This is a genomic window from Tropicimonas isoalkanivorans, assembly GCF_900112335.1.
GTDB classification, from domain to species: Bacteria; Pseudomonadota; Alphaproteobacteria; order Rhodobacterales; family Rhodobacteraceae; genus Tropicimonas; species Tropicimonas isoalkanivorans.
Genome location: NZ_FOLG01000027.1, coordinates 1 through 23,122, shown reverse-complemented (window position 1 = coordinate 23,122; position 23,122 = coordinate 1). Strand labels below are relative to the sequence as shown.

The following is a 23,122-nucleotide window of genomic DNA, read 5'->3' as shown; positions in this document are numbered from 1 at the left end:
CAAGTCAGTGACTACATCGGTGCACGGGCGCTTGTCAGCAGCCTGCCAAAGGTAGATTGGCTGCTCGGTGACCGTGGATATGACGCCGATTGGTTCAGAGAAGCGTTGAAAGACAAAGGGATACGCGCATGCATTCCCGGCCGAAAGCAGCGCAAGAAAACCGTCAAGTACGACAAGCGCCGCTACAAACGTCGCAACCGGATCGAGATCATGTTTGGGAGGTTGAAAGACTGGCGGCGGGTGGCAACCCGATACGACAGATGCCCGAAGGTCTTCCTGTCAGCCATCGCCCTGGCCGCTCTCGTCATTTACTGGCTATGAGTCCTGACCCTAGCCACTAGGCGCGTTGGGGATCAAGAGCGGCGGGGAGCGCCGCGGGAAACGGAGATCTAATAAAATGCTTGGATGGGCAATTGCTTTTCTCGTTATCGCCTTGGTTGCCGCCCTGTTGGGCTTCGGCGGAATTGCTGGTGCATCGGCCGGCATCGCGAAGATTCTTTTCGTAATCTTCCTTATTCTTTTCGTCGTGGCGATGGTGGCTCGTGCCGTACGTGGCAAGCCGCCGCTTTAACAACAGCGCCTGTCGGGCGTATGCGGCTAAGTTGATAGCTTGTAGCTCAGCCGCGCCGGGTTAAAGCCAAGCCGCAGTTATGTTCAGATGCCCCAAGCGGACCGCCCTAATGCGGGGTGGTCCGCTTATTTTTTTTCAGAATGACGCGTTCACTGAGCGCGGGAATGCTTCAATGAAACACCTAATCCTCTCCACCATGATTGCCGCTGGCGCCGTTGCCCCGGCATTTGCCCAAAACGACGAAGTCCGTCCGCTCTTCTGGAACGCACTGGGCGCGTCGCATGTCTCCGCATCCAGCATGCTTGGTCTGCCCGTCTTTCGTGACGACCACTCGGACCAAACATCTGACGACGGCGCACAGCCAGACTGGGACGAAATCGGCAGCGTCGAAGATGTGATTTTATCCACCGAAGGGCAGTTCGACGCTCTCGTGGTGGAGTTGCGACAATCTGCAGGCGGAGATCACAAAACCGTCGCCGTTGCGGCCGAGGTGGTGCAGTTCGTCTTCGATGGCACGGCGCCGGGAGACCAGGACGTTCGTGTGGTCCTGAACCTACCGGAGGGCGCGTTGAATGACGCTCCAGCGTTCAACGGTGCCGAAGCAGGATCGGCAGATCTGACATCTCCGTTGCTCGGCACCACCCTTGCCAACGGGGACCTGAACGCGAGCAGCACGCAGGTTAGCGACGGTGTCCTGACGGCGCCAGATACCGAACTGACAACCGAACGCCTGACGGGTGCTCCGGTGTTCGACAGCAATGACATGCGCGTCGGAGAAATTTCGGAACTGTTGCTGAACGACGCCGGCGAAGTTCAGGCAGCAATCGTGGACACCGGCGGTTTTCTCGGCCTCGGTGAAACCCCGGTCAAGATCGAGCTGAACGATATGCAAATCGACAAGCCGGACAACTCGATCAGCGTCCGCGTCTATTTATCCATGACCGAGGAGGAGCTGGCGTCGTTTCCGCACTACGACGGCTAACTTGCAGGGACTGTTAGATGAAGGCCCCGCCACTCGGCGAGGTTTTTGCGTCCCGCCGTCCGGCGAAGCGCCGTTACAGGGACAGCGTCTCCGTAGACGCAAAGAACATGCCTTGGCTTACTGCGGAGCGCACCTGATCCTCCGTGAAGGGCTTGGTTATCAAGAACGCCGGTTCCGGCCGGATCCCCGTAAGGAAACGCTCGGGGAAAGCCGTGATGAAGATGACCGGCAGCTCCCCCGCATGGTCCAGAATGTCGTTGACCGCGTCGAGACCGGAGGACATGTCCGCGAGCTGAATGTCGGCCAGGATGAGATCCGGGCGCACCCTGTCCGCAAGGTCCACGGCGCCTTGTCTGGTCTGTGCAATTCCGCTGACGCGATGTCCCATGTCCCCCACGATATTCGACAGGTCCATGGCAATGACCGGATCGTCCTCGATGATCATGACGTCGCCCCGGATCGTCGCCTCCATCTCGTTCCTGGCGATCTCGATGGACTCGCGAGCCTCCTCGATACCGATGCCCAGGATGCGGGCGATTTCGGAGTAGCTGAACCCTTCAATGGCATAGAGAAGAAGCGCTTCGCGGGAGTTGGGGGTTAGGGCCGACATGTTGTGCTGCGCCCGCGCCGACAACCGCGAGTCTCCCTCCCCCATCGGGGCTCCCGCGCTGGCCCAGACAACGTGGAACGGACGAAACAGCGCAACCTTGGGGTCCGCCTCGCCGGCAATCACGCCATCGTCGGCGATGATGGCCTCCAGCGTGGCCGCCGCGAACTTGTCACCCGTCGCCTGGCTTCCGGTCAGCGCGCGTGCATAGCGACGCAGATACGGGACATTTTCAGCAATCGACTCCACCCCGACCTTTCTGAGTTTCGAGGTCATCTTTCGCTCCATTCTTTCATCAAGGGAACTTTCGCTAGCGCCAAACCGTTTGATGTGTGTAAGGCGGTTACAAGCGGATACTGGGTGTGGCTTATTATGCACGGCGACGACGACAGGGCCAAGCCCGATCCCGAAGCTCTAAAGGCCCAGATAGACCAGAATCTTAGAAGGGTCTACAAAGAGGTACTGGACCAGGAAATCCCCGACAGGTTTCGGGATTTGCTCGAGGAGCTTCGGCGGAAAACGGACGGCAAGGAATGACCGGGCACGGCACGTCCAGTGACCCGCGGGATGACATCGTCAGTCACCTGGCCGATCTGCGCGCTTTTGCCAACAGCCTTACACGTGACGCAACGGCAGCCGATGACTTGGTGCAGGAGACGATCGTGAAGGCATGGACGAAAATCGACCAGTTCCAACGCGGGACGAACATGCGCGCCTGGTTGATCACGATTCTCCGAAACACCTTCTACTCGCAACGGCGCCGGCAGAAATGGGAAGTCCCCGATCCCGATGGCGATTACGTCCGCCGTTTGTACGTCCGCCCCACACACGACGACCGCCTGGCCTTCGGCGACTTTACCGCCGCCTTCGATCGACTGTCCCCGGAGCATCGCGAGGTTCTCATCCTCATCGGTGTGTCCGGGTTTTCCTACGAGGAAGCGGCAGAAGTGACCGGGGTCGCCATCGGCACCGTCAAGAGCCGCACCAACCGGGCCCGCCAGAGGCTGTGCGAACTCCTCGGTCTCGAGATTGGCGAGACCCTCTGGTCCGATATTGCTGAAGCCGCCATCGCACCTCCCGGCAAAGGAGGAGTGGAAGCGGCATGAAACCGCCCGTCCCCCATCGTGGCAGGCGACTTGGGGTTCGGGTGGCATGCGTGCTTGCACTGGCCACCTTGCCCCTGGCCCTTCTCGCGACCGTGAATGCGGCTACATACATGGCGGAGCAACGATCCCTTTCGGAGAACGCGCTTCTGAAGGAGATTGTCGGCGCCACCGCCAGCGAAAAAATGATGCTCCGCGAAGCGTCTGGAGTGGTCGGAACGCTCGCCGTTGCGGCACGTGCGGTGCTCGACGATGCCGAGGGGTGTAGTAAGCTCCTTAACGCCACCCTCCTCGCCCGACCGTACCTGAGCTTTGCGGCCCTTGTTCCTCAAAGTGGGCAGATCAGGTGCTCGACCGCGGAGACAGAGATCGACATCGCGCAAGACTCGATGTTTGCCGACCTGATTTCTTACCAGGAACCGCAGAACCGCCTCGTCGCGCCCTCTCCCTCTGGCGCGGCGCCGACCCTTGCCCTGACCGCCCCGGTGGTCGATGCGGCAGGCGCATATAGCGGGCTGGTGGCGATCTATGTGCCCTTGGCGGAGCTCCTCCCGCAGCGGGACACCGATCAACTGGCCCTGTTTTCGGCCGCCGGAGAGATTTTCGGAGGCGGAGACGGAGGAACACATACCTTCGATGTCCTGCCCGAAACGAACGCCCTCATCGGAATGACGGAGCGGGCGCCCACATCCTATACGGCCACCGATGAAAAGGGCATACAGCGGATCTATGCCGTTGCCCCGCTCGTCGCCGGGGAGCTCTATGCCATCGGGCTTCGACAGGGCGCCGCAATGGGTCTTTGGGGATGGGTTTCGCCGGTGACGACCCCGGCGATCGTCTGGCTCAGCACCCTTGCCCTCGCCTTCCTGGCGTTGGACCGTTTCTTCATCCGAAAGGTCGGCCATCTTGCAGGCACTGTCCGCGGACTAGCCGAGGATCCGCGAGCGGCGCGGGATATCGGCCTGGATCTGAACGACTCGACGTGGGAATTCCGTGAGATCGGGTCGGCCCTCCAAATCTTGCAACAAGCCCTCCGCGACAATGAGGCCGAACTTCAGGAAGCCGAGCACCAACGCGACGTCCTTCTACGCGAGGTGCACCACAGGGTGCGCAACAACCTCCAGCTCATCGCGTCCATCATGAACATGCAAATCCGCCGGGTGGAGTCGGGCAGCCTGCGCGATATTCTGGTGCGCATCCAGGCGCGCATTCTGAACCTCGCCGCTATTCACCGCGAGTTGCTCCAAACGCCAGGCATCGCGACCGTCCATGCCGACGAGTTATTCGGGAAGGTCATTCCTGCGTTCCAGTTGCGGCTCAAGGATCAGGGCCACGGCCACGAAATCTCCACCCAACTGGACCCTGTTCGAATGTCCCCGGAACAGGCCGTGCCGCTGGCCCTGCTCGCTGCCGAAGCTCTGAACGACGGTTCCCAATACGCTGCAGAGGATGAGGACGGCGTACGGCGGATCGACTTTACGTTCGTCCACGTCGGGGAGGAACTGGCGCGTCTGGAAGTGAGCTACCTACTGTCGGATCGCCTGCCCGGCGCGGCCACGATGGGCACCGGCGGCGGCAGCCCCCTGATCCGCTCCTTTGCCAGTCAGCTCGGCTGTCAACTGGACGAGGAGCGCACAGACGGGCGGTACCGTCTCCGCATCGACGTTCCCCTGGTTGAGGTGGGCGAGGCGCCAATGGCGGACGACATCGCTCCGGTGCAAGTGGACCCGACCTAGGTGCTCCCCCAAGCGACGGTCGGGGGGAACATCGTGCGCGGTCCTGCGTTCATCAAACACATCAAAAATCTTCTCAGTCAGCCCCGTGATCGGGGCGCATCGGTTCCCTTCGGGCATCGACCCTCCCATCCCGTGCGAATCCCAGAAATCCATGCGACAGATAATGACCCTCATCTTCTTCAGCCTGCGCCATCAGGCGGCCTATGGCCTATGGAAAAGTGGCGCCGACATGTTTGGCGGCACTGAGCGTCGGCACCGGGTCGTTGCCCACCTCCGCCTGCGGGATATGACGGCCGAGATGCTGCGCGGACGGGGCTAGCTAGGCCAGTTGCTGCGATCGGTAACTGCAATGTGCCCCGCGGAAACGCCGCACCAGTCATCAGTCAACATATTGGAGGAGACCGGTTATAGGGGCGCGGTTTGCCCCACGCGCATTGGAAATCGCGCGGCAAGGCCTGCCAGAGGAGGCTCGCGAAATAACCAGAAAATGCAGAGATTCGCGTAAGCCAATAGGGCAGTCCACAGCGTCAGCCGGAACCACTTGTTCTACCCTGCGTTGACAGATCAGACCTTAATAAGATCCACTAGGGAGGTTCAAGGCCTTCTCCTTGAATAACGAGAGCGACAAAGATGCCAACCTACGGCAGGACGTCGTAGAGTTGATGCCGGCTCTGCGCGCCTACGCTTACGCGTTGTCCCGCAATCGACACGACGCCGATGACCTCGTCCAGGAAACGTTGGTGAAAGCCTTGGCGAACTTGTCCAGCTTCACCCCGGGCACCCGCCTCAGAGCCTGGCTTTTTACCATCATGCGGAACACCTTTTACAACCACGCCAGCCGCTCCGGGCGTGAAGTCACAGGCCTCGACGTTGCGGCGTCCCTCCAAAGTCCCATAGAGGAGACCCAGGAATGGACGATGCGGGGGAAGGAGCTTCTGGAAGCGATCAATCGTCTCCCGAACCACTACCGGGAAACGCTGGTCCTCGTCGTCGTTGTGGGCGTCAGCTACGAGGAAGCCGCCCGCCTGTGCGACTGTGAGATCGGGACGATCAAGAGCCGCGTCAATCGAGCGAGATCCATGATCATGACGGACCTTGGCGGCAAGCTCTACTGACCTCGATCGTCTTTAAACCACCCCTTGCACAAGCCGGGGCCGCAGGCGCATGACAGGTGTGTCGTGCGCCTGATTTGTCTAATGCCGCGCATGGGCAGGCGACGGGCGGCATACATCGGCCATGCCGCAGGGCGATAGGAGGAGATCACCATGACAAACCGGCCCGAGGGTCAAACCCTGCTGCAAATCGAAACCGGATCTGTCCGTGCGGACGTCGACCGCAATACGGGCGTTCTCCGGCGCCTTGTCCTCACTGCTGGCGACCGCGAAATCGAGGCGCTGCACACCGCGCCCTGGGCGTCTGAGGCGCGTGAGGCGGAGCTGTCGGAGCTTGCACCAGTGGAACGCGCGTTGGCGGGAGACTTCTTCTGTGCGCCGTTCGGGTCGAATGATGTCGAGCCCGGCCCGATCCACGGCCCGACTGCGAACACCCCCTGGCGGCTGCTGTCGGCCGGCGACGGTACTTTGGAAATGGAACTGGATCAGCAAGTGCTGGGCGCGACAGTGCAAAAGTCCGTTCGACTGGGACATGCCGCGCCCGTCCTTTGCCAGCAACACCGGATTCAAGGCGGCGCGGGACGGCTCCCCGTCGCCCATCATCCTATGGTGCACATGGCGGCGGGCGGCACCTTTTCGACCTCCGCCAAACGGCTGGCGATGTCGCCGGAGGTACCGCTGGAGCCTGGCCGAAACCGGCTCGCCTGTCCGGCCCGAACCGAGGATCTTTCCGCTTTCCCGGCAGCCAATGGCAGCACGGTGGACCTGCACCGCCTGCCGATCGCGGACGGATGCGAGGATTTTGTTCTTCTGGTGGAGGCTGCGGGCAACCCGCTCGGTTGGAGCGCCGTGGTCCGGGATGCGGAGGACGATGTCGTTCTCGTCCTGAGGGACCCCAAAACGTTGCCGGTGACGATGCTCTGGCATTCGAACGGCGGCCGCGATTACGCGCCTTGGGACGGCCGCCACAGGGGCGTGCTGGGGATCGAAGACGGATGCGCGCCAGGCGCCGGTGGGCACAGCGCCGCATTGGGGCCGAATGCTGTCTCGGCGGTGGGCGTGCCCGACGCGCTGGATCTGGCGCCGGGAAAAGTCCACCGCATTGCCCACGCCATCGTGGCCTTCCCGCGCCCCGAGGGCTGGCGGCGGGTGACGGACGTGTCCCTGTCCAATGACCAATTGAAAGTAACGGACGTTTCCGGCGGCGTCCTGACATTCGACAGCGATCCGGCCTTTAGCGCGGTCGGCTTCTGATCCGAGCGCCCTAGGCGGGCATTCGCTTCTTCGCCCCGCCTTTTCCACCGCCTTGACCTGTATCAACGCGGGATCCTTTTCGCAGCGTTAGTTGCCGCACGGGGAAAGCTTCCGCACGCCCGGAGAGCGCGAGGTCGACGGGCACGGCACAGGGGCAAGCTGACATGAACCGGACCGTCATCGTCGCCGCATGTCTCTTCGGGCTGGTCGAAGGGCCGTGGATCGCTTGGACGCTGAAAGTGGCAGGGCACCTTTTGGGTGCCGAATGGCGCGCCCCCACGCTGGATCAGGTCGCGCTGCTCGTCGTCGCCCTCACAGCGCTTGCCCTGCTGGTTGCGGATGCGAGGGGGCTGCCGGAGCGAGACCACCCAAGTGCGCGCGGGGCCTAAGCGCAGCCCCGGACGATTACCGAAGCCAGCGGTCGTAGTCGCTCACCAGAAGGTGGGTGGGCGCCACGTCCTCCTCTATCTCGGCAAAGCGGCCGATGGGCTCCCGAAAGATGTTGTCGGTCAGATCGTCGTTCACCGTAGACACCTCACCGATCAAGACGTCGCCGCCCTCGCCCCAGAAGGCATGCCAGTCGCCCGGCATCAGGGTGACACTCTGGCCCGGCTCGAACAGCAGCACCTCGCCGGGGGAGAAGTCCCGGCGAATGCCGTCGCACATGACCGTCCCGCCGGCATCCTCATCGAAGTTGCCGTCCGCGTCGGAGCCGTGAAGCTGGATCGCCATGGTCGCCCCGCCGCGATTGATGATGTCTTCGGCCTTGATAACGTGGGTGTGGCACGGGCTGATCTGGTCCTGACGGGAAATCAGGAGTTTCTCGGCATAGCACATGCCACCACCGCGCTGCAGGTCCTCAAGCCGTCCATTGCGGAGGGTGAAGAGGAAGAGACCGAGCTTGTCGAAATCCCCCTGGCCGTAGTCGGTGATGTCCCAACCCAGCCGGGCGTCGATCACGCGCGCGGCGGTGTCCGCCTTGGCCTTGAACTCCTCTGGCGTCCAGTAGGCGAAGGGAGGGAGCACGAAGCCGTAATGCCGGATCATCTCGTCCGCGGCGGCCATGATCTCGTTGATGCGGGAGCGTTTCATCTGAGGTCCTTTCCGATTGCCGTAACGTCCGTTGGGGCGCTCGGTCGTCTTCCGCTCAGAGTATAGCCGCGCGGCCGGAATGCAAATCGACGACAGTCGGCCGTACCGGACGTCGGTTGGGGACGGTGAAGATCGCAACCCAGACGACCGGTGTAGGCTCCCCTACGCAACCCTGTCCGCCAGGTCGTCCGGAACCTGCGTGGCTGGCACGCGTTGTCTGGACGAGGCCATTCCAAGGGGCAGGAAATTCATGACGCATCCCAGCACGTATCGTGGCTTGTGCCACTCTTTGAGCTGGGCAAGCCGCGCCACGTCCTCCGGTGGGCCGCAAGCCGTGTTGGGGTGAAGAAATGCGAGAGTTGACCTGCGACGTTGCCGTTATCGGTGCTGGTACCGCCGGACTTGCGGCGGAGCGACGGGCCCGAAAGGAAGGCGCGACAACTCTTCTCATCGATCCCCATTTCGCCGGGACGACCTGTGCGACCGTGGGATGCATGCCGTCGAAGCTGTTGATCGCCGCCGCGGATGCCGCCCGGAATGCAGGCGACGCGGAGGTGTTCGGGATCAAGGCCGCCCCACGGATCGACGGGCCGCAGGTCATGAAGCGCGTGCAGGCTGAACGGGACCGTTTCGTCGATGCCGTCTGCGAGAGCATTGACGATATCCCGGACGACGTTCGCTTGACCGATCGCGCCCATTTCACCGCGCCGAACCGACTCGCGCTCGACGGGGGCGACACCATTCAGGCCTCCGCCGTCGTTATCGCCACAGGGTCCACGCCATTCATTCCCCCGCCCTTCCGCGATCTGGGCGACGTGCTGCTGACGAACGAGACACTTTTTGAGTTGCAGGACCTCCCGCGTTCCGTGGCGGTGGTGGGCGCCGGCGCGATCGGGTTGGAGATGGCGCAGGCGCTGGCCGGTCTAGGCGTTGACGTGGCGCTATTCGATCAGGGCACATCCCTCGGTGGCCTGTCGGAGGAGGAGGTACAGACACCGCTGGAGGCGCACCTTCGCGACCAGATGGCGCTTCACCTCGGCGTTGAAATTGACGCTGAACGCGATGGAGACAGGGTGCGCCTCCATTGGGGCGATCAAAGCCGCAGTTTCGAGCGAGTGCTGATGGCGACCGGCCGGCCCCCGGCCCTTGACGGGCTGGGCCTGGATGCGGCGGGACTCAACCTCGATGACAACGGCACGCCGATCTTTGACCCCTGCACGCTCCAATGCGGCGACGCGCCGGTCTTTATCGCGGGCGATGCCAATGCGGATCGCCCGCTGCTGCACGAGGCGTCTGCCGAGGGGGGTATTGCGGGCCGGAACGCTGCTCACTTCCCCAATGTATCCCGGAGCCACCGCAAGGTCCCGCTCGCGATCTGCTTCTCCCGTCCGGAAGTTGCGCTCGTGGGCAAACGCTCCGGCGACGGCCTCATCTCCGCCACCTGTTCCTGGGCCGATCAGGGGCGCGCAAAGGTGGAGGCGCGAAACGTTGGGGCAGCGAAGATCTATGCCGAAGCCGACGGCACGCTCGCCGGTGCGGAACTGTGCGCTCCCGGTGGAGAACACCTTGCGCTGCTGATTGCCTGGGCCGTGCAGAGCGGGATGAACGTGGATCAGGCACTCGACCTGCCGATCTATCACCCCACTGTCGCAGAGGGCCTGCGACCCGCCTTGCAGGACTTGTTCCAGCAATGCGGTTGCGACACCCCATGGGACAGGGAAGACGACGAACGGCCCGGCTGTTAGCATCGCGGAGCGGCCCGAGAGCGGGACGACGATCGGGCCACGGCCCCAAAGGTCGGAAGTTGCAGTGGACCTAGGCGCGTCTCCGCTGACCGATCGCACTCGGTCGGCCCGCTGTGCGGAACCTCCAACTCGAGCAAGTACCCCGCGATCCTCGGAAATTCGCTCGGCGCAAGCGTCGAATTAAAACTATGCGCAAAGGGATGGACGATCTACAACGGATTTGGCGGCACGCCAAAAGAGGGCCCTGGAGCCGCACAATTCAGGGAGGCAACCGGTCATGCAACGAGCTTTCACCCGAATTGCAGCGGCCCTCATCGCCATAAACAGCGCGACCGCCCTGATTGTTCCCGCCGCAACTGCGCAGGAGCAAGTGACGCGCGTTTCCGTGGCCGCAGCTTATACCGAAGAGCTGATCGACGAGGCGACGTTTATCGGTCGGGGGGAGGCCGTCGATACGCTGGACATCGTGGCCCGCGTCAACGGATTCCTGAAGGAACGCCTCGTCGCCGAGGGGTCGGAGGTGGCCGAAGGCGACGTGCTGTTCCGCATCGAACGCGACGCCTACGCGGCGACGCTCGACGCGCGAAAGGCCGACCTGGCCCGCGCCGAGGCCAACCTTGATTTGGCGAACATCGAGCTGGAGCGGCGACAGGAACTCGTGAACCGCCAGGCGTCTCCACAGAGCGAGGCGGATATCGCCCGGGCCAACAAACTGGTGGCCGAAGCAGAGGTGCAGGCTGCCAACGCCGCAATTCGTGCCGCCGAACTGGATCTGAGCTACACCGAAATCACCGCGCCGTTTCCTGGCCGTATCGGGGCAATCGGCCCTAGTATCGGCGATGTCGTCGGGCCTTCATCCCCGCCCCTGGCGACCCTGGTGCGCGAGAAACCGATCCACGTCACGTTTTCCCTGACCGAGAAGCAGTTGCTCGACGTGCTGGAAAAACTCCAGGCGAAACTGCCCGATCTGGCGGAGACCGATATCACGCCGGACGTCTTCCTGACCCTGCCCAACGGCACACGGCTTGAGGAACCGGGGCGGCTCGTCTTCGTCGACAACCGTATCGACCCGACCACGGGGACCATCGCGGTGCGCGCGGAGTTCCCCAACGCGCAACGTTTGATCCTGGACGGCGCCTTCATGGACGTGCGCATCCAGGCATTGCAGCCCGAGACGAAGCTGCTCATCCCGCAGGCCGCTGTGCAACGGGATCAGCGCGGGGACTTCGTGCTTATTGTCACGCCCGACCAGCGGGTCGAACAGCGCTACGTCACGCTCGGGCGTGTGCATCAAACGGTCTTCATCGTGCAGGACGGCCTTCGCGAGGGAGAGATGGTGGTCGTGGAGGGCCTTCAGCGGATCCGCCCGGGTGTAAAGGTTGAATCCGTTCTGGCAGGCTCCCCGACCGAGACGGAGAACTAAGCCATGTTCTCCGCCATCTTCATCCGGCGCCCCAAGACCGCCCTCGTCATCTCGCTGGTTCTGACGATCATGGGCGCCATCGCCTATGCCGTGCTACCGGTAGAGCAGTTCCCCGACATCACGCCGCCTGTGGTACGCGTCAACGCGAATTACAGCGGCGCCAATGCCACCACGGTCGAGAACACGGTCGCGGCCCCAATTGAGGCGCAGGTGAACGGGGTGGACGACATGATCTACATGTCGTCCGACAGCTCGGACACCGGGTCCTATTCGCTGGCGGTGACCTTCGAAGTGGGGACCGACCCGGACATCGCTGCGGTGAACGTGCAGAACCGCGTGGCCCAGGCCACGGCCGCCCTGCCGACGGAAGTGACGAGCCGGGGGGTCACGACCCAGAAGGCCTCCACCAACATGCTTCTGGTGGCGACGCTCTTTTCGCCCAACGGAACCTACGACGAGGTGTTCCTGTCGAACTACGCCTCGATCAACCTGAAGGACGCGCTGGCGCGGGTGAAGGGCGTCGGGCAGGCAGACGTCCTGACGAACTTCGAATACGCGATGCGGATGTGGCTGAACGCCGAACGCATGGCCAGCCTCGGCGTCACGCCAGGGGACGTGATCGCGGCGATCCGGGAACAGAATCTCGAGGTTTCCGCAGGTCAGGTAGGCTCGCCGCCCGCGCCGGAGGGCCAGCAGTTCCAGTATACGATCAAGTCCAAGGGGCGGCTTTCCACCGTCGAGGAATTCTCCGACATCGTGATCCGCACTGGCACCGCCGGGGCCGTTGTCCGGATGAAGGACGTGGCCGAGGTGGAACTGGGGGCGAACTACTATAACGCCTCCGGGCGTTTCAATGGGCGGCCCTCGACGGTTCTTGCTGTTTATCAGGCGCCGGGGGAGAACGCGTTGGCCGTCTCCGATGGGGTATTGGCGGAATTGGAGCGGCTGAGCCGAGTGTTTCCCGACGATATCGAATACGCCGTCCCCTACAACTCGACAGATTTCGTCGAGAAATCCCTGAACGATGTGGTCGCGACGCTGATCCTGACCTTCATCCTGGTGATGTCCGTCGTCTTCGTCTTCCTAGGCTCATGGCGGGCGACGATCATTCCCATGGTGGCGATCCCGGTGTCGCTTATCGGCACCTTCGCCTTCCTGTTGGCGTTCGGCATGACGCTTAACACCGTCTCGCTTTTCGCGCTCGTTCTGGCCATCGGCATCGTGGTGGACGACGCCATCGTCGTCGTGGAGAACGTGGAGCGCATCATTGCCGAAGAGGGGCTTTCCCCGCCTGAGGCGACTGCAAAGGCGATGGGTCAGATCACGGGCCCCGTCATCGCCACGACGCTGGTTTTGCTTGCGGTCTTCGTTCCGGTAACGCTGATGCCCGGGATCACGGGTCGGCTCTATTCCCAATTTGCCATTACCATCAGTACCGCTGTGGTGATTTCGTCGATCAACGCACTGACGCTGTCCCCGGCGCTCTGTTCCCTCATCCTGAAACGGCGCGAGGGTCCGCCGAAAGGAATCTTCGCCGTATTCGAGAACGGCATCGGGCGGGTGCGCAACGGCTATGCGGACATTGTGAAACGCTTCGTGCGGGTGTCGCTCCTGAGCCTCGTCGTGCTGGGGGTGGTTTTTGCCGTGACCGGGTCGCTCTTCATGGCCACACCGAAGGGCTTCATTCCGCTGGAGGACAACGGAGTCCTCTTCGTAGACGTGCAGCTTCCCGACGCGGCCTCCCTCTCCCGCACCGAAACCGTCACCGACCGCGTCAATGCCCAGCTCGAGGCCCTGCCCGGCGTCCAGAACACGGTGCTCGTGAACGGCTTCAGCCTTCTATCCGGTGGCGGCTCTAACGGCGCGATGGTCATCGTCAATCTCGACCCGTGGGAGGACCGGACCGACCCGAACCTGCACGCCAACGCGATCCTGCGAAGCATTCTCGGCATAGCGAATCAGGAGGCGGCAGCTAGCGTCATCGCGTTCAACCCGCCACCGATTTCGGGCCTTGGGCTTTCGGCCGGGGTGGAGATGAAAGTGCAGCAGACCGGCGCCGGCACCCCGCAGGACCTTGCCGCCGCCCTCGGCGGTCTCGTCTACGCCGCCAACCAGCGGCCGGACATCGCGCAGGCCTATACCACCTTCCGGGCCAACGTACCCCAGATCTACGTCGATCTGGACCGGGAGAAGGCGAAGTCGCTCAACGTGACGGTCAGCGAGGTGTTCCAGACGCTTCAGGCTTATCTTGGCTCGTACTACGTGAACGACTTCAACCTGTTCGGGCGGGTCTACAAGGTCCTGATCCAGGCCGATGGGGATCAACGCAGCCAGATCGAAGACATCTCGCGCCTTTACGTCCGTTCGACATCTGGCGAAATGGTCCCTCTGGGCACGCTGATCGACGTCGAGAACATCCTCGGACCCGTGCTGCTGAACCGGTATAACATGTTCCGTTCTGCGACGGTAACGGCGGTGCCGGCTGCGGGGCTGTCGACCGGCGATGCGATCCTGGCGCTGGAGGAGGAGGCCGCGGCCGCCCTTCCACCTGGATACACCTACGAATGGACCGGCACGGCGCAGCAACAGCAAGCGGCAAGCGGCCTCGTGCAGGTCATCCTGATCATGGCGATCCTCTTCGGATACCTGTTTCTCGTCGCGCAATACGAGAGCTGGACGATGCCGGTGGCGATCCTGCTATCCGTCTCAGTAGCACTCTTCGGCGCGGTCGCGGCGGTGGCTGTGGCGGGCGGAGACATCAACCTCTACACTCAGATCGGGATGATCATGCTGATCGGACTCGGGGCGAAGAATGCCATCCTGATCGTGGAATTCGCCATGGAACGACGGGAAAGTGGTATGAGCATACGGGAAGCAGCGGTTGAGGCCGCCCATCAACGCTTCCGCGCGGTCATGATGACGGCTCTCTCGTTCCTCCTCGGCGTGGTGCCCTTGCTGCTGGCCTCCGGCGCGGGGGCTGCCAGCCAGCAGGCGATCGGCATCGCGGTTTTCGGGGGAATGCTGGCCGCCACGATCCTGGGCGTGATCCTTGTTCCGGTGCTGTACGTGGTGCTCCAGGCTCTGCGCGAGCGGATCAAGGGGGTGTTTGCCCGGCGAGCCGAACCGTCAGCAGATCCAGAGTCCGAGCTGCGGTAGCAGATCCACCCACCCCTGCCGTACCCGCTGGGCGGCCGGACGGGCGAATGATGTCTGCCGGTGAACGTTCTGAAACGCGACGATACCGGGGGCTTAGATCCCGATTTCCCTCGCAACCTCAGTGATCGCCACGCCCTGCGTGGCCGGCGGATTTGCGACCCGAACAGAGACGGAATTTTTCCTGGATGGTTGGGGTGGTGCCGGTGAAGGGACTCGAACCCCCGACCCCATCATTACGAATGACGTGCTCTACCAGCTGAGCTACACCGGCGTCCTGGCCAAACAGCGGCCGAAATCGTTACAGTGCGCCGCTTTTAACCGACTGTTCGGGGAGGTCAATCCCGGATCGGAGGGGCGACACACGTCCACTGAAAAAAGCGCCGACCTCGGGATCGTGCGCGCGCCCCTAAGGGAAAGCCAGCGCCGTACACCGTACATGGCCGGCGCTGGTACGTCGCGTTCTGAGTTTTCCTACCTCGCCTCCCTCGGCGGGGTATCCGCATCGACGATCACGGGCTCTTCGGCCGACGTGACCTCCGCGACAACTTCCTCGTCCGACGTCACCGGCTCCGTAATTTCCGGAGCGACAGGTTGCTCTTCCGCCGCGGGCTTGCCGACGATCAGCGGAAGCATCTCGCTGCCGGTGGGCATCGTCAGTTCCGTCTTCGGCAACTCGCGCCAGGCGAGGGTATCGAAGCCCCCGCAGGTTGAGCAGACCGGGACCCATGCCGGTTCCGTGTTGTGGCATTTGTCACAGACCCACTGCGGGCCTCGCGGCGCCGTGACGGCCCGTGCCAGCCAGCCGCGCACGACCGCGTCGTCCGCGCCCTCGCCGCGTTCGACCGCTGCCATGATCGACAGCGAGCGCGCCGTCGGGTGCGTGGACGCGAGATCGCCGATTGCCCGACGGGCGGCCGGAAAGTCCTCGGCCGCGATGTTCAGTTCCGCCATGAGCATCTTGCTCTCGGGATGATCCGCCTGTTGCTTGGTCAGGTCTGCAAAGCGCTTCACCCGCGCTTTCGGATCCTCCTCTGGCTGGATCTCGGCGAAGGCGACGGCGAGTTCCGGGTGCGGGTTGACCTCCCACGTCTTTTTCAGGACGCGGGTCGCTTGCCGTTGCTTGCCTTTCTCGATCAGTGCGCGAGCGGCCATGACCGCGGCCGGGATGAGGTCCGGCGACAACTTGTTCGCCTCGATGGCGGCCTCGCGGGCCTCGATCGACTTGCCGGTGTCGAGAATGTCCTTCGCCTCCGACACAGCGAGTACGGCGTCCCGGCGGCGGTGCACGTCGCGCGGCAGATTGCCGGTCTTGAGCTTGGTGCCAAGCGTCTTCCGCGCACCGGCCCAATCGTGGTGTTCCGCCTGCAACTTCAGAAGCGTGTCCTGCACCTCCTCATGACGCGGCTTGAGAGCGTAGGCCTGCTGCGCCAATTTCAGCGCGGTGTCGGTATCCCCGTCGGCCAGGCGCTGCTTCATGATCCCGCGGATGCCCACGAACCGGGTCTTGTCGTCCTTCAACAGGGTCTTGTAGGCCTCCTCCGCCTTTGCGCGCTCGCCGATCATCTCGGCAGCCTCGGCGGTAATCACCTTCGTGACCTTCGGATTCTGCAGGTATTTCTGCGCCTTGGCAGCTTTGCTCATCGCCTCCTTGCCTTCGCCGGCGGCCAGGGCCATCAACGCTTCCTCCATAAGGCGGTAGCCCTTCCGTTCCCGGTTCTTGGCGAAATAGCGCGATAGTGCTGTCTCGTCCCCGAGCAGGAACCTGATGAACGCCAGCAGCAGTCCGACCAGCTTGAAGATGATCCAAAGAGCAGCGAGCAGCGCGAGCGCCACGAGAACGGCCTGTAGCGGGCCGAGGCTGAATTCAACCGTTCCGACGGCGATCGTCACCCCGGGGCCGGTTTCCATGATGAGGCCCGCGCCGATGGTCAAACCGGCGACCACCGCAACGAACAACAGAATCTTGACGAGAGACCAAAGCATTGCGGTGTCCTTAGTTGGTGGTCAGGCTGGCGGCGAGATCGTCTGCGGCAGCAGCCGCATCGGCGCGGCGGCGGGCCATCTCGACCCAGTCCGCCATCTGCTCTTGTCCCGCCTCGGGCAGGGCAGAGATCTCGTCGATTGCATCATGCAGCCGCCCTTCCGCGGCGGCAGCCTCGGCGCGGCTGAGAACAGCGTCGGGGTCATCCCCCTCACGCGGGGCGAGCGACCGAAGTCCGGTCTGGGTACGCAGGAACGTGGTCAGGCGCCCTTCGACCGTCTCCTCGTTCGAGACCCGGAGCGACGCCTTCAACGCGGCCCGTGCCGCCGGCGGGTATGCCTCCAGCACGTCTGCCAGCGTTGGAACGCCCTCCGCTGCTTGATCCGCTAGGGCGGGGGGAACCTCCACCCCGGACAGGCCGGCCAGCGCCTTTTCATAAGGCTGCCCGGTTTCGAGCGCGGCTTGGATGTCCACCATCGCAGCCGCGCGCGCAACCTGGCGGGCTTGCTCCGCCGTGACTTCGGCCTGCTGCTGCGCACCGGCAAGCACTTCTTCGGACCGCGTGGAGGCCGCTTTGACGGCGGCATCGGCCGCAGTGGTGGCCTGCGCGACCATCTCCTCGGCGCGCGCCATCATCTGATCCAGTTGCTCGCGAAGACCCGAGACCTCGCGGCCATAGGCTTCGACGGCGGCAATGGATGCGGGGTCGGTCGCCTCCGCGATCGGCCGCTTCTCCAACTCGTCTATACGCTGGAGCAGAGCCTCCCGCTCCTGTTGGAGCGCCTGCATCTGAGACCTGATTTCCTCCACGCCGGAGGCGGGTGCGGCTTCAGTCTGCACGGTTTCAAGCGTCGACTGAAGCGATCCCATGGACTCTTCCGTCTGCGCCTGAAGGGCAGAGAGATCGGCTGCGGTGGCTGCCTCGGAGACGCTCGATTGCAGCGCCTGTACATCGGTCTGAAGCGCCGCGACCGTCTCGGACTGCGCTTCCAGATCCGCGCGCACCGCCTTGGCGCCAAAGTCCGGCATCATCGAATGGGGGATGATGAAGGGCGCAGCGAAGGCAAGGCCCAGCGTTGCAACGATCCCACCGACGAAGCCGCCGATCATGCCACCACGGCGCTCCACGACGATGGGCTCCCGGTCGACCGACCGAACGGCCTCCGACCCTCCACCTACCTTGGAAAGAAGCGAATCCTCGGTCTCCGGCTCCGGTTTGTCCTCCGACTCTGCCTCGATCTCTTCTTCGATCACCGGGTCTGTCGGCGTATAGGAAGCGGCATAGATGTCCGGCTCCACGTCGGGATCATACGATGTGTCGGCGAGATCTTCGGAGGAAACGGGCTCGCCGGTGTCGACCACAGGCTCCGCGTATTGGACGTCTTCGTCCTCGGACGTATCCGTGTCGGAGTCCCAAATGGCTTCCGCAGGCTCTCCGCCCGAGAGCATCTCCGCGTCCGCTTCTTCGCGCGACAACTCTGGGGACTCGTGGGTAGGCTCTTCGTCCACGCCCTGCCGCATCTCGTGCTCCGCGGGCATTTCCGAGATAATTTCAGCGTCTTCGACGTCCTCGGGCTCCACGTCCTCCGACGGGTCCATGTCCTCGAATTCCGTCTCAGTCGGCAACTCGTCCTCGGAGGCGGTCTCCTCCCAGGTCTCGTCTTCCGTATCCACCGTATCCGGAACGTCTTCGTCCTCCGTCACCGGAACCGTCTGCTGGTCCTCTTCGGATCGTTCGGTTTCATCCGATTCCGTTTCGGTCTCTTTTTTATCGGCCAATGAAATAACTCCCCGAATCTGGGCATGTGCAGCATGGCGTGTCCCGTAAGGAACTTAGCTTGGCGATGCACATGCCTCAAGCAGAGCGGTCTGCGTCAAACAGACTGCCCAATGTGGCCAACATACCTTCTCCATCAGGCGTTTGCGAAACTATGACGCGTTCGCCCGCCAATGGTTCCCACGCTTCCGCAGTTGCCGCACTGATGGCCACCGCGAAGATCCGCGCAATCCGGCCCTTTGCCGCACTGCCAAAAAGGCGCGCCGAGCGGGGCGAGAACAGCGGCGCGACCACGTCGCCCGGCCGCTCCAGCACCCGGCGTGCGGCCTCCGAGAGCGCGCAAGGCTGCTGATCGTACACTGTCACGGCCCGCGCCTCTATCCCGGCGGCTTGCAGGTCCCCGGCCAGATCGCCGCGCCGATGCCGACCGGCGACATGGATCATCGGGCGCTCGGGCGGGTTGGAAAAGATAACGTTGCGCAGCGATTCCGCGTCTTGCGCAACCGCCCGCACGTCGAAACCGGCGCGCTTCGCCGCCTCCGCCGTACGCGAGCCCACACACCAGGCCGCGCCGCCCGCTCCGACACCCTGCCCCACCGGGACCGCATTCGCGGAGGTAAAGATCCAGTCGACCGCAGCAGCGTCCGGCAACTCGGCCTCCACCGGAACGATCTCCAGCACCGGCGCGATCACAACCTTGCCAAAACGCCCGACCCCTCGGGCGACGTCGTCGGCAAACCGTCGAGACGCCTCCTCGGGGCGGGTCAGCAGCAGTGTCGTGCGGGAGAGGTTCACTTTTTGCGCCTGCGAGACTATCTGGGCCTGATCTTCCTTGCCCCAGGTACCCGCCCCGTGCAACCGCCCGCCTTCGACGTCATGAGCCCCATCACCCTTCTGGGGATCGAGAGCAGCTGCGACGACACCTCCGCCGCCGTCGTCCGCCGCCATGCCGACGGACGCGGCGAGATCCTGTCGAACATCGTCGCGGGGCAAACGGAGCTGCACGCGGCCTTCGGCGGCGTCGTCCCCGAAATCGCCGCCCGCGCCCACGCCGAGAAGCTGGACCTCGTGGTGGCGGCGGCCTTGATAAAAGCCGGGGTCGAACTGGATGGGCTTGACGGCATCGCGGTGACGGCCGGGCCGGGGCTGATCGGCGGCGTGCTCTCCGGTGTGATGTGCGCCAAGGGGCTGTCGCTGGGAACGGGTCTTCCCCTGATCGGTGTGAACCACCTGGCAGGCCACGCGCTCACGCCGCGCCTGACGGACGCCCTGCCCTTCCCATACCTCGTGCTGCTGGTCTCCGGCGGGCACTGCCAGTTCCTCCTGGTCGAGGCGGCCGACCGCTTCCACCGGCTCGGCGGCACCATCGACGATGCACCCGGCGAGGCCTTCGACAAGACGGCCAAGCTGCTTGCCCTGCCCCAGCCCGGCGGGCCGCAGGTGGAGCGCCTTGCCGAGGAAGGGAACCCGAGCCGCTTCGCGTTCCCCCGCCCTCTGTTGGACCGCCCGGGTTGCGACATGTCCTTCTCCGGTCTCAAGACGGCGTTGCTCCGTGCACGGGACGCCTGCATTGCCGAGACCGGGGGTACCGGCCTGCGGGCGGCCGACCGCCTCGACCTTTGCGCAGGATTTCAGGCCGCGGTGGCCGACGTGCTGGAGGAGAAAAGCCGGCGGGCGATCGACACGTACCTCGCCGCCACGCCCGCGCATCCCGCCTTCGCAGTCGCTGGGGGCGTCGCAGCCAACAGCAAGATCCGCGGCCGCCTGCAATCGCTGTGCGACGCGCGTGGGCTGCATTTCGTGGCCCCACCGCTGAACCTTTGCACCGACAATGCCGCGATGATCGCCTGGGCCGGGATCGAAAAGGCGCTGCTCGGACAGGTCGACGACCTGACGCTTTCCGCCCGCCCCCGCTGGCCGCTCGACAGCGCACGCGCGGGGATGCTCGGCTCTGGAAAAAAGGGAGCGAAGGCCTGAGGGCTTGCTTTGCGTCGGCCCGCGCGGGATTGTGCGCCGAACTCGAACACCAAGGAGACCCCCATGCTCGTCGCCATCATCTGCAAGGATAAACCCGGCGCCCTTCAGACCCGGAAGAACAACCGCGCGGCGCATCTGGAGCACGTCGACGCCTCCGGCGTGGTGACGATAGCCGGCCCGTTCCTGGACGACGCGGGCGAAATGTGCGGCTCACTGGTTATCCTCGACGTCGAAGATATGACGAAGGCCGAAGAGTGGGCCGCGAAAGACCCCTACGCGCTGGCCGGTCTCTTCGAAAGCGTGGAGATCAAGCCCTGGAAAAAGGTCATCGGCTGATGGCTTACTGGCTGTTCAAGTCGGAACCGTCGGTCTGGTCATGGGAAAATCAGGTCGCAAAGGGCACGGATGGCGAAGAATGGGACGGCGTGCGCAACTACCAGGCGCGCAACAACATGCGGGAGATGAAGGTCGGGGATCGCGGCTTCTTCTACCACTCCCAGAAGGACAAGGCCGTGGTGGGGATCGTGGAGGTCTGCGCTGAAGCTCACCCGGACAGCACCACTGACGATCCCAGATGGGAGTGCGTAGACATCCGCGCCGTCGACCCCTTTGAGCGGCCGGTGACGCTCGCCGAGATCAAGGAGACTCCGGAGCTATCGGATATGGCGCTTGTGACGAACAGCCGGCTGTCGGTGCAACCGGTGACCAAAGCGGAATGGAAGATCATCTGCGGGATGGGGGGTGTCGTTGCCTGAACGGGCTGGCAGAGCGTCCCGCGACTTGGGGTGATGGTCTACGGGCGCCGGCGACACATCAGGCGGCGGCTGCACCCTGTACCGGCGCCGTCCAATGAAATTCCAACACGCCGACACCCGCGCTCGACGTCAGGGCATTCCGAATGCTTCTCTACGAAGGTTCAATCAGTGGCGCTAGCCATAGACGGCGTCCTTTTTGAAATGCTTCGTGAGCAGGTAGTAAAAGACCGCGCGGTATTTGTTCCGCTCTGATTTCCCGTAGATCTCGACGACCGCGTCGATCCCCTCCATCAGCTCCGGCCCGTCCGGAAGCCCGAGCTTCTTCATCAGGAAGTTGGTCTTGATCGTCTCCAGTTCGCTTGGCTGGCTGGCGGCGACCGTCGAGGCGTCGTCGCTGTAGATCGACGGGCCGCAGCCGATGGTCACCTTCCTCAGAAGGTCCATGTCCGGCTCCATGCCGCACTTTCTCCGAATATCGTCGGCATATTTCCCGATCAATTCGTCACGCTTGCTCATGTCATCTCCCTCGCATTGTCCCACGTTTCTGAGGCAGCGGTGTCATGCACGCTGCTGTGCCGTCAGGTTAGTGGGAACCGCCGACGGAACAAGAAGAAAGTCCGGCCGTTCATTCCGGCGAGGGTGGGTGGAGATCCAGTCCGGTAGGCAAAAGTCATCGACACGGGAGCGAAATCCCCCATCATTCGTGCAGCCGGTCCGCCGGTGCATGGAAATTCGAAAAACGAGCTTGGATTACAGGGAGAAAGTACAATGGGTCTGTTCAGTTTTCTCAAGGGCAAGGGAAAGAACCTCGGTGCGGCGGAGGCCTCCGAGGCGCCGTCGGCTGACACATTGAAACAGGAGGTCAAGGATCTCGGTCTGGACGATCAGGGGATCGACATCGCCGTCGAGGGCGACACGGTCAAACTGTCGGGCAAGGCCGTCGATCAGGAGACCAAGGAAAAGATGATCGTGGCTGTCGGAAATATCCAGGGCGTGGCGACGGTCGAGGACGAGACCGAGGGGAACGATCCGACCCTGCACACGGTGGAGTCCGGTGACACGCTCTGGGCGATCGCGGAGAAGACGCTTGGCAGCGGCAGCCGCTATATGGAGATCTTCGAGGCCAACAAGCCGATGCTGTCGGACCCGGACAAGATCTATCCGGGACAGGTACTGCGGATCCCAGCCGCCTGACTCCGGCCAGCGCGTCCGAGGGCGGGGGACACCCCGCCCTTTGGACGCGTCCCATGCGTGGGACAGAGGGTAGGTGACGTGATTTCAAGCGCTTACCAGATTCGCTTTAGAATTTTTAAACGTTTGCTCCCCGGCTTAGGACGGCGCATTTCAGCGACTTGAAAGCGGCCACGTCCGACAGAGAAAACGGGACTCTCACCCGCGCTTGCATCTTTGTTCGCTGGTGACAGAGGGGAATGTGTTCGGGTGTAGGGCTGGTGCTTAGACGGGCGGGCAGCGGGCTTTATATTTGCCAAATCAATGAGAGATTTGAGCCGTGCGCGCGGGCGGCAATAGCGCCAGACCGATGGGCCGGTCCGGCGCTCGCCCGGCGCCTTCGCCTTATTCCGGGCGGACCAGCGTTGTCCGCACGATTCAGCACCTCGATAACACGACGACGGCGTCGGTTTTCGTATGACGCTGATGCTGCATGTGCCGACACGCCCCTCTCCGTCGACTGTGACCACAGAAACGCAAAGACCCGCCTCTCGGGCGGGTCTTCGGGCCACGCGTTTTGGCGTGATCAGTACCTGTAGTGGTCCGGCTTGAAGGGACCGTCGACGGTGACGCCGATGTAGTCGGCCTGTTCGGGGGAGAGTTCGGAGAGTCGGACGCCGA

24 protein-coding genes and 1 tRNA gene are annotated in these 23,122 nt (G+C 63.4%); 17 read left to right on the top strand and 8 right to left on the bottom strand.

The genetic code is table 11. The annotated features are described in order from the left end of the window. The 3 genes from BM075_RS23135 to BM075_RS23125 all read left to right on the top strand — a co-directional run. Nucleotides 1-321, top strand: a 321-nt coding sequence (locus BM075_RS23135) for a transposase (protein ID WP_143089939.1), incomplete at its 5' end; no start/stop codon positions are given. Between the two features lie 76 nt (nucleotides 322-397). Continuing rightward, nucleotides 398-571, top strand: coding sequence for a DUF1328 domain-containing protein (locus tag BM075_RS23130; RefSeq protein ID WP_093362994.1), 174 nt, complete (start codon nucleotides 398-400; stop codon nucleotides 569-571). Between the two features lie 109 nt (nucleotides 572-680). Further along, nucleotides 681-1,553 carry a PRC-barrel domain-containing protein gene (locus BM075_RS23125; RefSeq protein ID WP_177208464.1) on the top strand — a complete coding sequence of 291 codons (873 nt, stop codon included), beginning with the start codon at nucleotides 681-683 and terminating at the stop codon, nucleotides 1,551-1,553. Between the two features lie 73 nt (nucleotides 1,554-1,626). Here BM075_RS23125 and BM075_RS23120 read toward each other — a convergent pair whose 3' ends face one another. After that, complete coding sequence (locus BM075_RS23120; protein WP_093362996.1) at nucleotides 1,627-2,436, bottom strand: response regulator; 810 nt, start codon at nucleotides 2,434-2,436, stop codon at nucleotides 1,627-1,629. A 96-nt stretch (nucleotides 2,437-2,532) separates the two neighbouring features. Between BM075_RS23120 and BM075_RS24285 the strand changes: the two genes are divergently transcribed. The 7 genes from BM075_RS24285 (at nucleotide 2,533) to BM075_RS23095 (ending at nucleotide 7,754) form a co-directional block, all read left to right on the top strand. After that, nucleotides 2,533-2,697 carry a NepR family anti-sigma factor gene (locus tag BM075_RS24285; protein ID WP_143089938.1) on the top strand — a complete coding sequence of 55 codons (165 nt, stop codon included), beginning with the start codon at nucleotides 2,533-2,535 and terminating at the stop codon, nucleotides 2,695-2,697. Next, nucleotides 2,694-3,266 (top strand): RNA polymerase sigma factor, encoded by a 573-nt coding sequence (locus BM075_RS23115; protein ID WP_093362992.1) that lies wholly within the window; start codon nucleotides 2,694-2,696, stop codon nucleotides 3,264-3,266. The genes BM075_RS24285 and BM075_RS23115 overlap by 4 nt, the downstream gene beginning before the upstream one ends. Beyond that, nucleotides 3,263-4,999: a sensor histidine kinase gene (locus BM075_RS23110; RefSeq protein WP_093362991.1), complete on the top strand. Its 1,737-nt coding sequence runs from the start codon at nucleotides 3,263-3,265 to the stop codon at nucleotides 4,997-4,999. Before BM075_RS23115 ends, BM075_RS23110 begins: the two co-directional genes overlap by 4 nt. A gap of 163 nt (nucleotides 5,000-5,162) precedes the next feature. Continuing rightward, nucleotides 5,163-5,318 carry a hypothetical protein gene (locus tag BM075_RS24565; protein WP_177208463.1) on the top strand — a complete coding sequence of 52 codons (156 nt, stop codon included), beginning with the start codon at nucleotides 5,163-5,165 and terminating at the stop codon, nucleotides 5,316-5,318. A gap of 289 nt (nucleotides 5,319-5,607) precedes the next feature. Then, nucleotides 5,608-6,114 carry a sigma-70 family RNA polymerase sigma factor gene (locus tag BM075_RS23105; RefSeq protein WP_281244975.1) on the top strand — a complete coding sequence of 169 codons (507 nt, stop codon included), beginning with the start codon at nucleotides 5,608-5,610 and terminating at the stop codon, nucleotides 6,112-6,114. A 150-nt stretch (nucleotides 6,115-6,264) separates the two neighbouring features. After that, nucleotides 6,265-7,365, top strand: coding sequence for a hypothetical protein (locus BM075_RS23100; protein ID WP_093362990.1), 1,101 nt, complete (start codon nucleotides 6,265-6,267; stop codon nucleotides 7,363-7,365). A 164-nt stretch (nucleotides 7,366-7,529) separates the two neighbouring features. Then, nucleotides 7,530-7,754: a hypothetical protein gene (locus tag BM075_RS23095; protein WP_093362989.1), complete on the top strand. Its 225-nt coding sequence runs from the start codon at nucleotides 7,530-7,532 to the stop codon at nucleotides 7,752-7,754. Nucleotides 7,755-7,770: 16 nt separating this feature from the next. Here BM075_RS23095 and BM075_RS23090 read toward each other — a convergent pair whose 3' ends face one another. Further along, complete coding sequence (locus BM075_RS23090) at nucleotides 7,771-8,457, bottom strand: D-lyxose/D-mannose family sugar isomerase (protein ID WP_093362988.1); 687 nt, start codon at nucleotides 8,455-8,457, stop codon at nucleotides 7,771-7,773. A gap of 350 nt (nucleotides 8,458-8,807) precedes the next feature. Here BM075_RS23090 and BM075_RS23085 point away from each other — a divergent pair, with 350 nt between their 5' ends. The 3 genes from BM075_RS23085 (at nucleotide 8,808) to BM075_RS23075 (ending at nucleotide 14,781) form a co-directional block, all read left to right on the top strand. After that, the gene (locus BM075_RS23085) at nucleotides 8,808-10,202 is read left to right on the top strand and encodes a dihydrolipoyl dehydrogenase (protein WP_093362987.1); all 1,395 of its coding nucleotides are present in this window, start codon (nucleotides 8,808-8,810) and stop codon (nucleotides 10,200-10,202) included. Nucleotides 10,203-10,479: 277 nt separating this feature from the next. Beyond that, nucleotides 10,480-11,625, top strand: coding sequence for an efflux RND transporter periplasmic adaptor subunit (locus tag BM075_RS23080; RefSeq protein WP_093362986.1), 1,146 nt, complete (start codon nucleotides 10,480-10,482; stop codon nucleotides 11,623-11,625). A 3-nt stretch (nucleotides 11,626-11,628) separates the two neighbouring features. After that, a complete protein-coding gene (locus BM075_RS23075; protein ID WP_093362985.1) occupies nucleotides 11,629-14,781 on the top strand; it encodes an efflux RND transporter permease subunit in 3,153 nt (1,050 codons plus the stop codon). 195 nt (nucleotides 14,782-14,976) lie between these two features. Here the strand turns inward: BM075_RS23075 and BM075_RS23070 are convergent. From BM075_RS23070 to BM075_RS23055, 4 genes are all read right to left on the bottom strand, one after another. Then, a tRNA-Thr gene (locus BM075_RS23070) sits at nucleotides 14,977-15,052 on the bottom strand. Between the two features lie 200 nt (nucleotides 15,053-15,252). Beyond that, nucleotides 15,253-16,764, bottom strand: coding sequence for a heme biosynthesis protein HemY (locus BM075_RS23065; protein WP_093362984.1), 1,512 nt, complete (start codon nucleotides 16,762-16,764; stop codon nucleotides 15,253-15,255). A 10-nt stretch (nucleotides 16,765-16,774) separates the two neighbouring features. Beyond that, nucleotides 16,775-18,541 carry a hypothetical protein gene (locus tag BM075_RS23060; protein WP_093362983.1) on the bottom strand — a complete coding sequence of 589 codons (1,767 nt, stop codon included), beginning with the start codon at nucleotides 18,539-18,541 and terminating at the stop codon, nucleotides 16,775-16,777. Nucleotides 18,542-18,617: 76 nt separating this feature from the next. Next, nucleotides 18,618-19,334: a uroporphyrinogen-III synthase gene (locus BM075_RS23055; RefSeq protein ID WP_177208462.1), complete on the bottom strand. Its 717-nt coding sequence runs from the start codon at nucleotides 19,332-19,334 to the stop codon at nucleotides 18,618-18,620. A gap of 81 nt (nucleotides 19,335-19,415) precedes the next feature. Here BM075_RS23055 and tsaD point away from each other — a divergent pair, with 81 nt between their 5' ends. The 3 genes from tsaD to BM075_RS23040 all read left to right on the top strand — a co-directional run bounded on the left by tsaD (nucleotide 19,416) and on the right by BM075_RS23040 (nucleotide 21,271). Continuing rightward, complete coding sequence (tsaD, locus tag BM075_RS23050) at nucleotides 19,416-20,516, top strand: tRNA (adenosine(37)-N6)-threonylcarbamoyltransferase complex transferase subunit TsaD (RefSeq protein WP_093362981.1); 1,101 nt, start codon at nucleotides 19,416-19,418, stop codon at nucleotides 20,514-20,516. Between the two features lie 63 nt (nucleotides 20,517-20,579). Continuing rightward, nucleotides 20,580-20,852: a YciI family protein gene (locus tag BM075_RS23045; RefSeq protein ID WP_093362980.1), complete on the top strand. Its 273-nt coding sequence runs from the start codon at nucleotides 20,580-20,582 to the stop codon at nucleotides 20,850-20,852. Further along, nucleotides 20,852-21,271: an EVE domain-containing protein gene (locus BM075_RS23040; protein ID WP_093362979.1), complete on the top strand. Its 420-nt coding sequence runs from the start codon at nucleotides 20,852-20,854 to the stop codon at nucleotides 21,269-21,271. Before BM075_RS23045 ends, BM075_RS23040 begins: the two co-directional genes overlap by 1 nt. 174 nt (nucleotides 21,272-21,445) lie before the next feature. Here BM075_RS23040 and BM075_RS23035 read toward each other — a convergent pair whose 3' ends face one another. Then, the gene (locus BM075_RS23035) at nucleotides 21,446-21,787 is read right to left on the bottom strand and encodes a DUF2853 family protein (protein WP_093362978.1); all 342 of its coding nucleotides are present in this window, start codon (nucleotides 21,785-21,787) and stop codon (nucleotides 21,446-21,448) included. A gap of 252 nt (nucleotides 21,788-22,039) precedes the next feature. Here BM075_RS23035 and lysM point away from each other — a divergent pair, with 252 nt between their 5' ends. Beyond that, a complete protein-coding gene (lysM, locus tag BM075_RS23030) occupies nucleotides 22,040-22,465 on the top strand; it encodes a peptidoglycan-binding protein LysM (protein WP_093362977.1) in 426 nt (141 codons plus the stop codon). A gap of 562 nt (nucleotides 22,466-23,027) precedes the next feature. Here lysM and BM075_RS23025 read toward each other — a convergent pair. After that, nucleotides 23,028-23,122 (bottom strand): adenosylhomocysteinase (locus BM075_RS23025; protein WP_143089937.1); only part of this gene is annotated, 95 nt, incomplete at its 5' end.

What these genes read in the sequence shown, in the direction of transcription:
- BM075_RS23085 (WP_093362987.1), top strand. Translation starts at nt 8,808, where the DNA reads ATGCGAGAGTTGACCTGCGACGTTGCCGTTATCGGTGCTGGTACCGCC.
- BM075_RS23080 (WP_093362986.1), top strand. Translation starts at nt 10,480, where the DNA reads ATGCAACGAGCTTTCACCCGAATTGCAGCGGCCCTCATCGCCATAAAC.
- BM075_RS23065 (WP_093362984.1), bottom strand. Translation starts at nt 16,764, where the DNA reads ATGCTTTGGTCTCTCGTCAAGATTCTGTTGTTCGTTGCGGTGGTCGCC.
- BM075_RS23125 (WP_177208464.1), top strand. Translation starts at nt 681, where the DNA reads ATGCGGGGTGGTCCGCTTATTTTTTTTCAGAATGACGCGTTCACTGAG.
- BM075_RS23090 (WP_093362988.1), bottom strand. Translation starts at nt 8,457, where the DNA reads ATGAAACGCTCCCGCATCAACGAGATCATGGCCGCCGCGGACGAGATG.
- BM075_RS23040 (WP_093362979.1), top strand. Translation starts at nt 20,852, where the DNA reads ATGGCTTACTGGCTGTTCAAGTCGGAACCGTCGGTCTGGTCATGGGAA.
- tsaD (WP_093362981.1), top strand. Translation starts at nt 19,416, where the DNA reads ATGAGCCCCATCACCCTTCTGGGGATCGAGAGCAGCTGCGACGACACC.
- BM075_RS23120 (WP_093362996.1), bottom strand. Translation starts at nt 2,436, where the DNA reads ATGACCTCGAAACTCAGAAAGGTCGGGGTGGAGTCGATTGCTGAAAAT.
- BM075_RS23115 (WP_093362992.1), top strand. Translation starts at nt 2,694, where the DNA reads ATGACCGGGCACGGCACGTCCAGTGACCCGCGGGATGACATCGTCAGT.
- BM075_RS23100 (WP_093362990.1), top strand. Translation starts at nt 6,265, where the DNA reads ATGACAAACCGGCCCGAGGGTCAAACCCTGCTGCAAATCGAAACCGGA.
- BM075_RS23035 (WP_093362978.1), bottom strand. Translation starts at nt 21,787, where the DNA reads ATGAGCAAGCGTGACGAATTGATCGGGAAATATGCCGACGATATTCGG.
- BM075_RS23075 (WP_093362985.1), top strand. Translation starts at nt 11,629, where the DNA reads ATGTTCTCCGCCATCTTCATCCGGCGCCCCAAGACCGCCCTCGTCATC.
- lysM (WP_093362977.1), top strand. Translation starts at nt 22,040, where the DNA reads ATGGGTCTGTTCAGTTTTCTCAAGGGCAAGGGAAAGAACCTCGGTGCG.
- BM075_RS23110 (WP_093362991.1), top strand. Translation starts at nt 3,263, where the DNA reads ATGAAACCGCCCGTCCCCCATCGTGGCAGGCGACTTGGGGTTCGGGTG.
- BM075_RS23045 (WP_093362980.1), top strand. Translation starts at nt 20,580, where the DNA reads ATGCTCGTCGCCATCATCTGCAAGGATAAACCCGGCGCCCTTCAGACC.
- BM075_RS23095 (WP_093362989.1), top strand. Translation starts at nt 7,530, where the DNA reads ATGAACCGGACCGTCATCGTCGCCGCATGTCTCTTCGGGCTGGTCGAA.
- BM075_RS24565 (WP_177208463.1), top strand. Translation starts at nt 5,163, where the DNA reads ATGACCCTCATCTTCTTCAGCCTGCGCCATCAGGCGGCCTATGGCCTA.
- BM075_RS23130 (WP_093362994.1), top strand. Translation starts at nt 398, where the DNA reads ATGCTTGGATGGGCAATTGCTTTTCTCGTTATCGCCTTGGTTGCCGCC.
- BM075_RS24285 (WP_143089938.1), top strand. Translation starts at nt 2,533, where the DNA reads ATGCACGGCGACGACGACAGGGCCAAGCCCGATCCCGAAGCTCTAAAG.